Genomic DNA, 14,754 nt, shown 5'->3' with positions numbered 1-14,754 from the left:
TAATTGCTACATTTGTGGCCGAATCTATTGTAATTGATTAAACAACTAAAAATACAATGAAACTTTCCCCGAAATTCATATTAGCTTTTCTTCTGCTGATGCTATCTTTTAGCGTAAGCGGAAATGCTATGAATTTCTCTACTTGTATTTTTAGTGACTCACCTTGTCAATTATCAGAATTATCTTCTGACAGCAATCAACGCTCTTCTGTGGATGGGCAGTCTGTTAGCTATGATAGCGTCCGTTCTTTGTCTGTTTCTGACGTAGAATTAGGACTTAAACTCGTAACAGAATCAAACTCTAATAATTATCGTCTGCGGAGAATCATTGAAATCAATGACTCCTTGAAAGACGTTATGCAAAAGTTTCTCGTGTTAAGAGAAAACTCTTTAGTATTGGATCAAAGTAAATCATTTTATTCCGATAAGGATCCACATTACTCCATTACGTGTAGCGACTACTACGTGTTCGCTTTAAGACGCATCCTTATTTAGTCTTTTCTCCATTTTTATTCGTTTTTTTTCGTACTCTGTATGAAACCGTGTGACTTTACCTATTAAAAGTTGCAGGGTCTGTAGCGCAGTGTGTCTAATTGAAAAATTTACTTCCTAAATAACTAAAATTAATTTCTTAACAAAAAAACTTATTATGGAAACTACTAAAAAAACTCAAGTTGTAGGTATAAAGAATGCCGGTATCGTAATCATCTGCTGTTTAGTAATAGCTGTATGTATCTTTCAATTCTTATTAGGTAACCCGTCCAACTTTATGAACAATGACCCTAACAATCACCCGTTGAACATGTTGGGTACTATTTACAAAGGTGGTATCATCGTACCTATTATCCAGACATTGTTGTTAACCGTACTTGCTTTGAGCATCGAGCGTTATTTTGCTCTTCGTTCTGCTTTCGGTAAAGGTTCATTGTCTAAGTTTGTAGCTAACATCAAAGACGCTTTAGCTGCAGGTGACATGAAGAAAGCACAGGAAATCTGTGACAAACAACGTGGTTCTGTTGCTAACGTAGTAACTTCTACTTTGCGTAAGTATGAAGAAATGGAAAAGAACACAGCTCTTCCTAAAGAACAGAAGCTGTTGGCTATCCAGAAAGAACTTGAAGAAGCTACTGCTTTGGAAATGCCTATGATGCAACAAAATCTTCCGATCATCGCTACTATCACTACTTTGGGTACATTGATGGGATTGCTTGGTACTGTAATCGGTATGATCCGTTCATTTGCTGCTTTGTCTGCTGGTGGTGGTGCTGACTCTATGGCTTTGTCACAAGGTATCTCTGAAGCTTTGATTAATACTGCTTTCGGTATCTTGACTGGTGCATTGGCTGTTATTTCTTACAACTATTACACTAACAAAATCGATAAATTGACTTACGGACTCGACGAAGTCGGATTCTCTATCGTGCAAACTTTTGCTGCTACTCACTAATTCTGCGAACCCTTATAAAATCTATTATTAATCATGGGTAGAGCGCAAATTAAAAAGAAAAGTACGTTCATAGATATGACAGCTATGAGTGACGTTACTGTATTGCTTCTGACTTTCTTTATGTTGACTTCAACATTTGTGAAGAAAGAACCAGTACAAGTTACCACTCCGGCTTCCGTATCGGAAATCAAGATTCCGGAGACGAATGTACTCCAGATTCTGGTTGATCCGGAAGGAAAAATATTTATGAGCCTCGACAAGCAGCAGGATATGCAGGCTGTATTGGAGAGCATGGGTGAAGAGTATGGCATTAAGTTTACTCCGGAACAGGAGAAGAGATTTATCTTGTCTTCTACTTTTGGAGTACCTATCAGAAGTATGCAGAAATATCTTGATCTCCCGGAAGATCAACGGGATAAGATCCTAAAGAATGAAGGTATTCCATGCGATAGTGTTGACAATCAGTTTAAATCGTGGGTACGTAATGCACGTGCCGCTAACGCTGATCTACGTATTGCTATCAAGGCAGACGCTACAACTCCATACTCAGTGATAAAGAACGTTATGAACTCACTTCAGGATTTGCGGGAAAATCGGTACAATCTGATTACTTCTCTCAAGGCAGAATCTGAAAATTAAAAAGGAGGAAATACAATGAGTGCTGAAGTACAAGAGAGCGGCGGAAAAAGAGGAAAGAGCAAGCAAAAGAAAATGACTGTCCGGGTGGACTTTACACCGATGGTGGACATGAACATGTTGCTGATTACTTTCTTTATGCTTTGTACCACACTGAGCAAACCTCAGACGATGGAGATAAGCATGCCGAGTAATGACAAAGATATAACTGAAAACCAAAAGAGTATGGTGAAGGCTTCACAAGCAATTACGTTATTGCTGGGAGCTGATAACAAACTCTATTATTACGAGGGGGAACCTAACTATAAGGATTATACCTCGTTGAAAGAAACTAGCTACGGTGCAGATGGACTGCGTGCCGTACTTCTTCAGAAGAATGCTGTTGCTGTCAATAAAGTAAGAGAATTGAAGCAGCAAAAACTTGATCTTAAGATCACGGATGACGAATTTAAGAAGCAGGTTTCCGAGATAAAGAGCGGAAAGGATACACCGACCGTAATTATCAAGGCTACGGATGATGCTTCTTATATGAATCTGATTGACGCGCTGGACGAAATGCAGATATGTAATATTGGTAAATATGTGATAACAGACATTGCAGAAGCTGATGAATTCTTGATGAAGAATTACGATGCGAAAGGTGAATTGTCACAGAACTTAGCCGATAATTGATGTAACACCTAAAAAAGAAAAGTAAAATGGCAAAATTAGATTTAGCTTCTTCGGAATGGTGTCAACTGATTTTTGAAGGCAAGAACCAAGCATACGGCGCATATAGAATGCGTGCCAATTCGACAAAGCGACACAATGTTGCAATGTTGATTGTGGTGATTATAGCAGCAGTTGGATTTAGTATCCCTACACTGCTTAAGTTGGCAACTCCGGAGCAGAAAGAAGTGATGACAGAAGTAACTACTCTGTCAAAATTGGAAGAACCTGAAATCAAACAGGAAGAGATGAAACGCGTAGAACCGGTTGCACCTCCTCCCCCTGCTTTGAAGAGTTCTATCAAGTTTACTGCTCCTGTCATCAAGAAAGATGAAGAGGTGCATGAGGATGACGAGATCAAGAGCCAGGAAGATTTGAATGCTACCAAAGTATCCATCTCTATTGCCGACGTAAAAGGTAATGACGAGGCTAATGGTAAAGATATCGCAGACCTTAAGCAGGTGGTAACACAGGCTGCACCGGAACCGGAAAAGGTTTTCGATATGGTAGAACAAATGCCGACTTTCCCTGGTGGACAGACTGAATTGATGGCTTACCTGGGTAAGAATATCAAATATCCGACTATTGCACAGGAGAATGGAACACAAGGTCGCGTTATCATACAGTTCGTTGTAGAACGTGATGGTTCTATTTCTGACGTACATGTGGCTCGTGGTGTAGACCCTTATCTGGATAAGGAAGCTGTTCGTGTGGTAAAAAGCATGCCGAAATGGCTCCCTGGTAAGCAGAATGGAAAAGCGGTACGTGTGAAGTTCACCGTTCCGGTAATGTTTAGATTACAATAAAAGATGATGAAGAGACAATTTAGGCTGATAGGACTCGTAGCGTTGGTGGTCTTGAGTGCTTGTAACTCAAAATCAAAAGGACCGACGGATACTTATTCTTCCGGTGTGGTATCTATCGCAGCGGATGAGAGTTTCGAACCTATCATACAAGAAGAGATAGAGGTGTTTGAGAGCCTGTACCCTTTGGCCGGGATTGTCCCTCGCTACACAACTGAAGTGGAAGCGATAAATTTACTTCTGAAAGACAGTGTCCGGTTGGCTATTGCAACCCGGACACTGACTAAGGAAGAAATGAATTCATTCCACAGCCGTAAGTTTTTCCCTCGCGAGATAAAATTGGCTACGGACGGTCTGGCATTGATTGTGAATCGTGCTAATCCGGATTCTTTGTTGAGTGTACGTGATTTCCGCCGCATCCTTACCGGTGAGGTGAAAAACTGGAAAGAGGTTAATCCGAATTCCCGCTTGAAAGGGATTCAGGTAGTGTTCGATAATAAGAACTCCAGTACCGTACGTTTTGCAATGGACTCAATCTGTGGTGGAAAAGAGTTGGCTGAAGGTAACGTCAGTGCCTTGAAAACCAACCAGCAGGTGATAGATTATGTAGCGAATAATCCCGACGCTATGGGAGTTGTTGGAGTAAACTGGTTGGGGAACCGCAGTGATACAACCAATCTTTCTTTTCGCGAAGAGATCAGAGTGATGTCAGTGAGTGCAGAGGATGTGGCAACTCCTGCTAACAGTTATAAACCTTATCAGGCTTACCTGTTCTATGGTAACTATCCGTTGGCACGATCTATTTATGCATTGCTGAATGATCCTCGCAGTGGGCTGCCTTGGGGATTTGCTTCTTTTATGACATCCGATAAAGGGCAGAGGATTATATTAAAATCCGGACTTGTTCCGGCTACTCAGCCGGTGCGTATTGTCCACGTGAAAGACGAATAATAACTAAAATTAGAGACTATAATGAAAAGAGTACAAATGTTTTTAGCTGGAGCGTTTATAGCAGTAGGGTCGCTCTATGCGCAATCATCTGACGCCGAATGGCAGGCTGGGGTTGCGAAATTGAAAGAAACTATTCAGACGAATCCGGCACAGGCTGCTGAAGAAGCTGAACATCTGATTAAAGGAAAAAATAAGAAAAATGTGGAATTGTTGGTGGCTATTGGAGACGCATATCTGAATGCTGACAAGATTCCCGAAGCGCAGGAGTATGCAGCTCTTGCCAGAAAAGCGAATGGTAAATCGGCTCTTGCTTCTGTATTGGAAGGAAATATTGCCGTAAAACAGAAAAATGCGGGTCTTGCTTCTCAAAAGTATGAGGAGGCAATTTATTTCGATCCGAAATGTACGGAAGCTTATCTGAAATATGCAGATATTTATAAATCAGCCAATGCAAGTCTTGCCATTGAGAAGCTGAACCAATTGAAGGACCTGGAACCGTCCAACACAGCTGTAGATAAAAAATTAGCCGAAATTTACTATTTAAAAAATGATTTTAATAAGGCAGTAGAAGCTTATGCGAATTTTGCAATGGGACCTACTGCTACGGAAGAAGATTTGGTGAAGTATGCTTTTGCTTTATTTTTGAACCATGATTTTGATAAATCACTCGAAGTAGCTAATATGGGATTGCAAAAGAATGCCCGTCATGCTGCGTTCAATCGTTTGGCAATGTATAATTATACTGACCTGAAACGTTTTGATGAAGCGTTGAAGGCTGCCGATGTCTTCTTCAAGGAATGTGATAAAGCCGATTATTCGTATTTGGATTATATGTATTATGGACATCTGTTGGAGAGTCTGAAAAAATATGATGATGCAGTAGTACAATATGAGAAAGCGGTAAAGATGGATCCGACGAAGACGGATTTATTTAAAAATATCTCTTCTGCTTACGAACAGAAGAACGATTATAAAAAAGCAATCAGTGCTTACCAGAAATATTATGCATCTCTTGATAAGGAAAAACAGACTCCGGACTTACAGTTCCAGTTTGGTAGACTTTATTACGGTGCTGGTACGCAACCTGATTCATTAGCAATCACTGTTGAAGAACGTAAGCAGGCGTTAATGTCCGCCGATTCTACTTTCCATGCAATTGCGGAAGCAGCGCCGGACAGCTATTTGGGTAACTTCTGGAGAGCACGTGCCAATTCTGCACTTGACCCTGAAACAACTCAAGGACTTGCGAAACCTTTCTATGAGGAAGTGGCCGCTTTATTGGAAAGCAAAAACGATCCTCATTACAATTCAGCTTTGGTTGAATGCTACAGTTATCTTGGATATTACTATTTGTTAGCTATCGAAAATCCGGCATTGAAAGCCGAAGCAAAGGCTAACAAAGATAAATCCATAGAATACTGGAGTAAAATTCTGGCTATAGACCCCGCTAATGCTACTGCTAAAAGGGCATTGGACGGCATCAAATAGTGAATAATTTTAGTTGTTTGTCGTGACAGGAGGAGTGGAGAGTGATCTTAGCTCCTCCTTTTTTTGCACTTTTTTCTCCTTTTCTATTGGAATATTCAAAAGATTACCTACTTTTGTGGTGTACTATTACACTAATACACCTAAAGATCATTATTCATTAAACAGAAATACTATGATTACAGTAGAAAATCTTTCATTTACTTATCGTAAATCGAAGCGTGCGGTACTACGTGATTTTTCGCTTTCGTTCGAATCCGGCAGGGTATATGGACTGTTGGGAAAGAATGGTGCGGGAAAATCTACTCTTCTCTATCTGATGTCCGGCTTGTTGACTCCTAAAAACGGCAAAGTGATGTTTCACGATACAGATGTACGCCGTCGGTTGCCGGTTACTTTGCAGGATATGTTTTTAGTTCCCGAAGAATTTGAGTTGCCTTCGGTTTCTTTGGTCAGCTATATTGAGTTAAACAGTCCTTTTTATCCTCGTTTCAGTAAGGAAGAGATGATTAAATATCTCCATTATTTTGAGATGGATATAGATATTGATCTCGGATCGCTTTCTATGGGGCAGAAAAAGAAAGTGTTCATGAGTTTTGCGCTTGCTACGAATACCTCTCTTTTGTTGATGGATGAACCGACCAACGGGCTGGATATTCCAGGCAAAAGTCAGTTCCGCAAGTTTATAGCATCGGGTATGTCGGATGATAAGACGATTGTGATTTCCACACATCAGGTTCGTGACATCGACAAAGTGCTCGATCATGTGTTGATAATGGATGACAGTCGTGTGTTGCTCGATGAATCGACAAGTAATATTTGCGACAAACTTTTCTTTGTGGAGAGTGATGATCGGGAATTGGCCAAAAGTGCGCTTTTTGCAATTCCTACTATTCAGGGTAACTACCTGATCCTTCCTAATGAAAAGCAGGACGAGTCGGAACTAAACCTGGAACTTCTTTTTAATGCTACACTGGCTACTCCTGAAGAGATAGCCCGATTGTTTCACACTCAAAAATAAAAGACGATGATAAAAGATACTTTTTTCAGTTTGCCTCGTTTTATGAATCTTTGCCGTAAGGAGATGGTGGAGAATTGGAAATCGAATGTGCTTCGTATGGTGTTGATGTATGGAGTGATGGCAGTGGTAATGGTTTGGAATGGATATTTTAGGTATAGAGGTACTTATAATTATCAGGAAGATCCGGCGTGGATATTTCTTCTTGTCACTTTTATCTGGGCTCTGTGGGGATTCGGTTGTTTGAGTGCTTCGTTTACAATGGAAAAGATGAAAACGAAAACGAGCCGTACTTCCATGTTAATGATTCCGGCAACTCCTTTTGAGAAGTTTTTCTCCAGATGGTTTGTATTTACAGTTGTGTATCTGGTTGTTTTCCTGATATGTTATAAGTTGGCGGATTATACGCGTTTTACTATTTATTCTTTGGCTTATCCGGAGAAGGATTTTATTGCTCCTGTCGACTTGTCGCATTTGGTTGGTGATGAAAAATATTATACTTTATGCAGGCGAGGCTTGGAATTTGGAGCGCTGATATCAGGTTATTTCTTTGTTCAATCCTTATTCGTATTGGGCAGTTCGATTTGGCCTAAAAATTCTTTCCTGAAAACATTTGCGTCGGGAACCATTATTGGTATGGTATATTTTGCTGTCGGTGCTTTGGTAAGCAAAGTGCTGTTGGAAAGCGGCAGGTATTATTCAGGAGGTGTGCTGGAGTCGAAAGAAACCACTCTGTGGATTGTAATTGTTGCCGGCATCTTTTTTGCGTTGGTGAATTGGGTACTGGCTTATTTCCGCTTTAAGGAGTCTGAAATTATTAATAGAATGTAATACCTTAGCCTATGAATTTTAAAGAAAGTAAAGCTATTTATTTACAGATTGCAGATAGAATCTGTGATGAGATATTGCTGGGGCAATATCCGGAAGAGGAGCGGATCCCTTCTGTCAGAGAGTATGCTGCCATTGTGGAGGTGAATGCTAATACGGTGATGCGTTCCTTTGACTATCTTCAGGTACAAAATGTTATTTATAATAAACGTGGCATAGGGTATTTTGTAGCTTCAGGAGCAAAAGAGCTGATTCATTCTCTCCGTAAGGATACCTTTCTGAAAGAAGAATTGGACTATTTCTTTCGTCAGCTGTATACGCTTGATATACCGATAAAAGAAATAGAGACAATGTATCATGAGTTTATAAAAAAGCAGAAATAGAATAAAGACGAAATATTATGAAACGTACTACTTATATATTTATAGGCCTTCTCGTTTCCGGATTGATTGTAATTGTGGCAACTATTATTTTCATATTTATGTCGGGGAAGCCTTACCAGGAAGATGGAGCCTTTTTGGGTAATGAACAGGTGAAAATGGATTTGAATGGCGTACATGTTATAAAGGTGTTTACCAGCCAGGATGGAGTATCTGAAGCGAGACGTGTGTTTATTAGCGGCGAAATGAAAATAGGATCTACTGCTGCTTCGTCAGGGAAAGAACAGGTTTCATATCCGAAAGGAGACTATTTGAATGTTACCCAGAAGAATGATACTTTGTTTATGAAGTTAGATCTTAATGTGAACAATATTCCGGAAAAGTATCGGGACAGAGATTATATCTTTGTGAGTGGTTTTGATGTGAGTTTGGCTGTGGATTCACTGACCGGTATAGTTACCGGTGAAGAAGGTTTGAAATTGAATCTGATAGGTATTGAAACAGATTCATTGTTTGTCCGTGGTAATCGTTATAACATATCATTGGATTCTTGTCGACTTGGTTCGTGTGATATTCAGGGAAATGGGCTGGACTTTCATGCAAAGGATAGTAAAATTGAAAACTTCTATCTGAATTTGGATGGTGTATGGAGATGGACATTTGAGAATACAGAAGTGGGGACGGAATATCTGAGTGGCAGCAATCAGCACTCTAATGATCTGCAGAAAGGAGAATGTAAGCGGGTGGTCTGGACACCTCTGACAGAAGATGCACGTTTGCAGGTGAATGTAAGAGAGAAAGCGGAAATTACGATAACACCGGAATAAACAGGAATAGGTATGAAGAGATAAAATATGATACGAATTACTAGACAGTATCTAAACTAAAAAGGAGCAATAATGGATTTTAAAATGCCTGAGGCATATTTATTCCGTTATTACTCCTTTTAATATATGAGGTTATATAGTCAAATTACAGCGCTTTCTTCAGAGTGAAGCAGTCGATGTCCGGTGCCCAGTTATAACTATTACCCATGCGAATAGTGTTGTATCCGGCTTTTAATTCAACGGGAACTGTGATTTGGTTATGACCGTTATCCTCTCCCAAAGAGTCGATTTTGGTAATGATACCGTTTACGTCCAGTTCTATTTGTCGTCCTTTGCCATATAAATAATGGATGGTCATATCATAGCGTCCGCCATTTTCGCTATATACTTCCCGCCATTCGGCATAGTTTTCAGGTTGTCCGCCAAGGAAACCTACTTTCATTTTGCCGGAGGCTTCCTTATCATGGGCATAAATAATACCTTTAGGATTTTTGCCAAGGTCATTGAAAAGAGGTAGGTAAGCCCATTCCGCTTCGTAGAGGGTCGGTTCCAGACGTGTTTCGCCTTCTATGCGGAGGAACATGGCACTGTGTGCAGGAAGCGTTTGTTCGAAGGTACCGGAGAAGTTTCCTAAATCGCTATGTTTTACCAGATCACGTACTTTTACGTTTCCTCCAAATTCCAGTGAAGAGAACGGCACGGAAAAACTACAGATGGTATCGGAAGGATTGTAAAGAGCTACTGCACGTACATTCCCACGTTTCTGTTCAATATCTTTTACGAGTACATAACCTTCATTTTCATGTTGAGCTACATAAGCCTGTAAGCCCAGCGGGTCTTGGTTGAGGGCGATCAGTTCTTTATTTGTCAGCAGTTCGAGCGAAGAATCCGGCATGTTTTCCAGATTGCATCCGATAAGCAAAGGAGAGCTCATGATACACCACAAACCGAAATGAGCTTCTTCTTCTGTCGGAGTAAGACCTTGTCCACCTACTTTACTGTCGTTGCGGAATCCGATGACCATCATATCCATGTCATTATAATGTCCGTTTCCGGCATAAGCCGACAGGTAGAGATTCTTTCCGACTACATATCTTAATGATCCCCAATGTGCATTAATATCTCCACTGATACGCCAGGAAGTTGCTGCATCTTTAGCCCAAGTGCCCGGGAAGGCCCATCGGCAAATATTGATGGAAACATCTTTGTTTACTTTGTCTATACTGTTCCGGATGGAAGTGTAGCGTTCCTTTTCATTAAGTCCCAGCACATCTCCTCCGCAGTAATCAATTTTGATAAAGTCGAAACCCCAGTCGCCAAAGTATAATTGGGCGTCTTGCGGTTCGTGTCCATAGATACCAGCTCCTACGCCTGCTGCATCATTGTCCCACATGGAGCCACATGTACTGTTGCCCGCATCGGTATAGAGACCGGCTTTCATTCCCAGGCCGTGAACGTAATCCGCAATTGGTTTCATCCCATTCGGGAAACGTTGTTCGTGGGTATGCATAATTCCGTTGTCATCGCGCTTTCCGAAATAGCCGTCATCAACATTGACATAATGATATCCGGCATCTTTCAGACCTTTTTTCACCATCAGGTCGGCTTGATGCTTGATGATGTCTTCGCTGATGTCTACGCGAAATGCATTCCATGAACTCCATCCCATGATGGGAGGATTGACTGTCTTTTCATTCTCGGAAAGGGTAGTTTGAGTTTTTGTGCAGCTGATGCACATAAAAGAAGCTACTGCTACTGTAAAGAGATAAATCCTGTTTTTCATGATATAATAGGTTGTGTTTTATTACATATCCGTCCTGAATTTGTTCAAGTGACTGAATAGAAATAAAGGGCAACTTACTGTACTCCAGAAAGTTACCCTTTATTTTGTCGGAATGAGGCGACTCGAACGCCCGACCCCTACGTCCCGAACGTAGTGCGCTACCAACTGCGCTACATTCCGATTGCTTAAGAAGTGGTGCCACCAGGAATCGAACCGGGGACACAAGGATTTTCAGTCCTTTGCTCTACCAACTGAGCTATGGCACCTTTCTCGTTTGCGGGTGCAAAGATAAGTATATTTTTTAATACCGCAATAACTTAAAGGGAAATTTTTACCAATTTCTGACTCGTGGAAATATAAATGCATTTTTGTTAGAATAAATATGTAGATAAACAGCTATTTATGCGACATATTTTATAAATTTACGCACTGAAACGATCAAAACAATATAAACACTCTATTACTATGTCATCACTGGCGATTATTGTTATAATAGTTTTGTTAGCTGCCTTCATCTATATGTGGGCAAAGTGCCAGTCACTCCAGAAAGAGGTGCATTCGAAGGAAAACAAAGAGAATGAACTTAAAAAGTTGGCTCTGGTTTTGCAGAACATCAATGCTTACTTCTTATTGATTGACAAGGATTTTGTGGTTTGTGACACCAATTATTATTCTTTAAACCGTCTTCCGATTCAGGTAGGTGGAGTTACCAAAAGAGTCGGGGATTTGCTGCATTGTAGAAATGCGATTGCAGCCGGTGAATGTGGCCAGCATGAACAATGCAAACTATGTTGTATCCGTGCGTCTATCGGAAAAGCTTTTTACAAGAAAGCAAGTTTTAAAAATCTGGAAGCTTCCATGAAGCTATTAAGTGAGGATGAAACGAAGGTGACTCCTTGCGATGTATCGGTATCGGGTACTTATTTGAATATTCATGGTGAAGATTATATGGTGTTGACTGTTTATGATGTGACGGAGCTGAAAAATGCGCAAAGGCTGCTGTCTATTGAAAGAGAACATTCCATTTCTGCTGATAAATTGAAATCTGCCTTTATTGCTAATATGAGTCACGAGGTACGTACACCGCTAAATGCAATTGTCGGATTTTCCGGTTTGATGGTATCGGCTTCCAGTGAAGAGGAACGAAAAATGTATGCTGATGTTATTGCAGAGAATAATGAACGCTTGTTGCGCCTGGTGAATGATATTTTCGATCTTTCTCAAATAGAATCGGGAACAGTAGATTTTGTTTATACGGAGTTTGATGCCAATGATTTGCTAAGAGAGTTGGAGGGAATTTTTAAGACGAAATTGAATAACTCGTCGGTGGAATTGGTTTGTGAGGCACACATACAACCTATAATGATGTATTCGGAACGGGAACGTATCATTCAGGTATTGTCTAACCTGTTACATAATGCAATGAAATTCACCGAATCGGGTGAAATTCGTTTGGGTTGCAGCCTGAAAGGAACGGAAGAGGTTTGCTTTGTTGTGTCCGATACAGGCATTGGCATACCGAAAGAGGAACAGAAAAAAATATTCTCACGTTTCATAAAACTTGATCGTGAAATGCAGGGGACAGGACTTGGACTGACTCTTTCGCAAACGATCATCCAAAATCTGGGTGGAAATCTTGAACTTGATTCGGAAATTAACCGGGGATCTACTTTCAGCTTTGTGTTGCCACGGGTGATAAAACCGGAACTAATAAAGTCACAGGCAATAAAGTAATCTCCAATCGCTAGGTATTGTATCTATTAAATGATGATTGGCATACTTCTAAATAAGAGGGCCTGCAAAAATCTCTAAAATAAATTACCCTCACTACAACCGTGAAGTGCATCCCAAAGGTTTTATAACCGACTAAAGGGGAGCACTTCACTGTAGTGAGGGTAATTTTATAAGTTCAAAGCTGTTTGAATAGCCTCTTACTTTTTTGTGAACAGGATGAACACTTATTCTTTACGACTTAGGTGCATCCTTATCTTTGTCTCCGGTTCCCGGAGATGCTTTGCCGGAAGTAGAATTTCCGCCGGATGTAGCAGAACTGCTGCTTGATGGAGTAGCACCGGAAGCGGTTGCACCAGAGGATGCCGCATCAGGAGCTGCTGCATTAGAAACGGTTGCACCAGGCTTAGCTGTATTTGCCCCGGTTGCTCCTCCTGTATGTGCAGAAGTTGCGGTAGGACGGGCAGCATTAGCGTTACTTGCACTGACATTGACAGTGGCAGGTTGAGCCTGAACTTCCCAGTGGAACGGTTCGAAATTGGAGTTTGGATCTACCCAAGACGGTTTCTTGGAAGCATAGATAATAAACGGAGCAATAACAACGATAATGGCACCGATAATCAGTACGGAGAACCAAACGGTGTTGCTACCTGTAGAGATCTGGCTGGGCGGGATGAAGCTGAGGATAAAGGCAAGCAATGATCCGCAGAAACCAAGACCGCCAACAAACCACATCAAACCGTTACCTGACTTACCGATACGGAACGGACGGTTGAGTTTCTTCATCTTATAACGCAATGCGATAGCTCCGGAGAACATCAACAAGTACATAATCAGATAAAGAATAACTGTCAGCTGTGACAGAATCTGATAGAAGCTCTGTACGGACGGCATAACGACGAACAACAGACTTAATACAGTAACAGCGATACCTTGTACGAACAGGATATTCTTCTGTACACCCAGTTTGTTTGTTTTCTGGAAGAACGGAGGCATATACCCCGCTTTACCTACGGCAAATATACCTTTTGACGGACCGGCAACCCATGTTAATACACCTGCCAGTACACCAAATGCAAGAGCGACAGCAATGATTGGTGACAACCAGGAAGCATGAATATATCTGAAATAGTTGTCGAAGCCGACGAGTAGACTTTGAGTCAGGTTGATATCTTTTGCAGGGATAATCACACCTAATGCAAAAGTACCCAAAACGAAGATCAACACTGTGATAAGTGCACCGATGAATACGGCTTTCGGATAGTTTTTGGAAGGGTTCTCTACGTCTTTTACGTGGATACCACCCATTTCCATACCGGCATAAAACAAGAAGATACTGGCAGCAAGAACAACATTATCAAAGTTGGTAAAGTCGGGGAAGAAGCTGCTGTTGAAATCCATATTGGAATGTCCGCCGCTTGCCAGATAAATGATTCCCAAGATAATCAACAGGGCAGCCGGGATAATTGTACCGACCATACCACCGATTTTAGCAACCTTACCTACCCAGCTCATACCTTTCAGGGAAATGAAAGTAGCCAGCCAGTAGATGATAAGCACTACGACGAGCGTATAATACTTATTGTTTGCCAGTGACATGTCATGTACGTCATTCATTCCGATGAAAGCGATAGATACGGCACCAAACGTTAACACTGTCGGATACCAGATCGTACTTTCGATCCATTGTACCCAAATGGCGAGGAATCCCAGTTTTTTGCCGTAGGCTTCGCCTACCCACCGGAACACACCACCCTGCTTATCCTGAAACATCGCCGCCAACTCTGCTGCAACGAGCGATGTAGGGATTAGAAAGACAATAGCTGCAAAAAGATAATAGAAGGCCGAACTCATTCCATATACGGCCTCGGCTGGTAGTCCACGCAAGGATACTACTGCCGTAACATTCATGATAGCCAGGGTAAACACACCCAGCTTCACTGCATTTTTAATATTCGCCATAAGTTAAGGTTTTAAGTGAAAAATATTTTAAAGTCAGTGTTATAACAACATTTTGCGTGAGATGTTTCCGCAATCTCTTTCAAAGTTCGTTAATTAACATCCCCGAAATGGGAGATTGTAACCCCGGATTTACTTCTTCCGAAACAATCGCTTTCTCCAATTGTTTTTAAGCAATCTAAATTATAAATGAATCATT

The 14,754-nt window shown here is 41.1% G+C and carries 14 protein-coding genes and 2 tRNA genes; 12 read left to right on the top strand and 4 right to left on the bottom strand.

Going from position 1 to position 14,754, the window contains the following annotated elements; genetic code table 11:
• Positions 1-56 precede the first annotated feature (56 nt).
• The 11 genes from KSX81_RS09100 to KSX81_RS09050 all read left to right on the top strand — a co-directional run bounded on the left by KSX81_RS09100 (position 57) and on the right by KSX81_RS09050 (position 9,082).
• The gene (locus KSX81_RS09100) at positions 57-494 is read left to right on the top strand and encodes a hypothetical protein (protein ID WP_004327118.1); all 438 of its coding nucleotides are present in this window, start codon (positions 57-59) and stop codon (positions 492-494) included.
• Positions 495-648: 154 nt separating this feature from the next.
• A complete protein-coding gene (locus KSX81_RS09095) occupies positions 649-1,446 on the top strand; it encodes a MotA/TolQ/ExbB proton channel family protein (protein WP_004311923.1) in 798 nt (265 codons plus the stop codon).
• A gap of 33 nt (positions 1,447-1,479) precedes the next feature.
• Positions 1,480-2,085, top strand: coding sequence for an ExbD/TolR family protein (locus tag KSX81_RS09090; RefSeq protein ID WP_004311924.1), 606 nt, complete (start codon positions 1,480-1,482; stop codon positions 2,083-2,085).
• A 15-nt stretch (positions 2,086-2,100) separates the two neighbouring features.
• Entirely contained in the window at positions 2,101-2,754 is a 654-nt protein-coding gene (locus KSX81_RS09085; RefSeq protein ID WP_004327119.1) for an ExbD/TolR family protein, read from the top strand.
• 26 nt (positions 2,755-2,780) lie between these two features.
• A complete protein-coding gene (locus KSX81_RS09080) occupies positions 2,781-3,596 on the top strand; it encodes an energy transducer TonB (protein ID WP_032844179.1) in 816 nt (271 codons plus the stop codon).
• 3 nt (positions 3,597-3,599) lie between these two features.
• A complete protein-coding gene (locus tag KSX81_RS09075) occupies positions 3,600-4,544 on the top strand; it encodes a PstS family phosphate ABC transporter substrate-binding protein (RefSeq protein WP_004296284.1) in 945 nt (314 codons plus the stop codon).
• Between the two features lie 21 nt (positions 4,545-4,565).
• Positions 4,566-6,032 (top strand): tetratricopeptide repeat protein, encoded by a 1,467-nt coding sequence (locus KSX81_RS09070; RefSeq protein ID WP_004296283.1) that lies wholly within the window; start codon positions 4,566-4,568, stop codon positions 6,030-6,032.
• Between the two features lie 172 nt (positions 6,033-6,204).
• Positions 6,205-7,050, top strand: coding sequence for an ATP-binding cassette domain-containing protein (locus tag KSX81_RS09065; RefSeq protein WP_004306914.1), 846 nt, complete (start codon positions 6,205-6,207; stop codon positions 7,048-7,050).
• Positions 7,051-7,056: 6 nt separating this feature from the next.
• Positions 7,057-7,878: a hypothetical protein gene (locus KSX81_RS09060; protein ID WP_032844180.1), complete on the top strand. Its 822-nt coding sequence runs from the start codon at positions 7,057-7,059 to the stop codon at positions 7,876-7,878.
• A gap of 11 nt (positions 7,879-7,889) precedes the next feature.
• Complete coding sequence (locus tag KSX81_RS09055) at positions 7,890-8,258, top strand: GntR family transcriptional regulator (protein WP_032844181.1); 369 nt, start codon at positions 7,890-7,892, stop codon at positions 8,256-8,258.
• A gap of 17 nt (positions 8,259-8,275) precedes the next feature.
• The gene (locus tag KSX81_RS09050) at positions 8,276-9,082 is read left to right on the top strand and encodes a hypothetical protein (RefSeq protein ID WP_032844182.1); all 807 of its coding nucleotides are present in this window, start codon (positions 8,276-8,278) and stop codon (positions 9,080-9,082) included.
• A 145-nt stretch (positions 9,083-9,227) separates the two neighbouring features.
• Here KSX81_RS09050 and KSX81_RS09045 read toward each other — a convergent pair whose 3' ends face one another.
• From KSX81_RS09045 to KSX81_RS09035, 3 genes are all read right to left on the bottom strand, one after another.
• A complete protein-coding gene (locus tag KSX81_RS09045) occupies positions 9,228-10,865 on the bottom strand; it encodes an alpha-galactosidase D (RefSeq protein ID WP_217725824.1) in 1,638 nt (545 codons plus the stop codon).
• A gap of 107 nt (positions 10,866-10,972) precedes the next feature.
• A tRNA-Pro gene (locus tag KSX81_RS09040) sits at positions 10,973-11,045 on the bottom strand.
• 13 nt (positions 11,046-11,058) lie between these two features.
• Positions 11,059-11,131 (bottom strand) — tRNA-Phe (locus KSX81_RS09035).
• Positions 11,132-11,330: 199 nt separating this feature from the next.
• Here KSX81_RS09035 and KSX81_RS09030 point away from each other — a divergent pair.
• Positions 11,331-12,599, top strand: coding sequence for a sensor histidine kinase (locus tag KSX81_RS09030; protein WP_149965499.1), 1,269 nt, complete (start codon positions 11,331-11,333; stop codon positions 12,597-12,599).
• A gap of 231 nt (positions 12,600-12,830) precedes the next feature.
• Here the strand turns inward: KSX81_RS09030 and gadC are convergent, their stop codons facing one another.
• On the bottom strand, positions 12,831-14,558 hold the full coding sequence (gene gadC / locus KSX81_RS09025) for a putative glutamine/gamma-aminobutyrate antiporter GadC (protein WP_217725823.1): 1,728 nt from the start codon (positions 14,556-14,558) through the stop codon (positions 12,831-12,833).
• Positions 14,559-14,754 lie beyond the last annotated feature (196 nt).

Source organism: Bacteroides sp. MSK.18.37 (genome assembly GCF_019129155.2).
In the GTDB taxonomy this organism is placed as follows: Bacteria; Bacteroidota; Bacteroidia; order Bacteroidales; family Bacteroidaceae; genus Bacteroides; species Bacteroides ovatus.
This window is presented reverse-complemented; position numbering and strand designations above follow the sequence as displayed.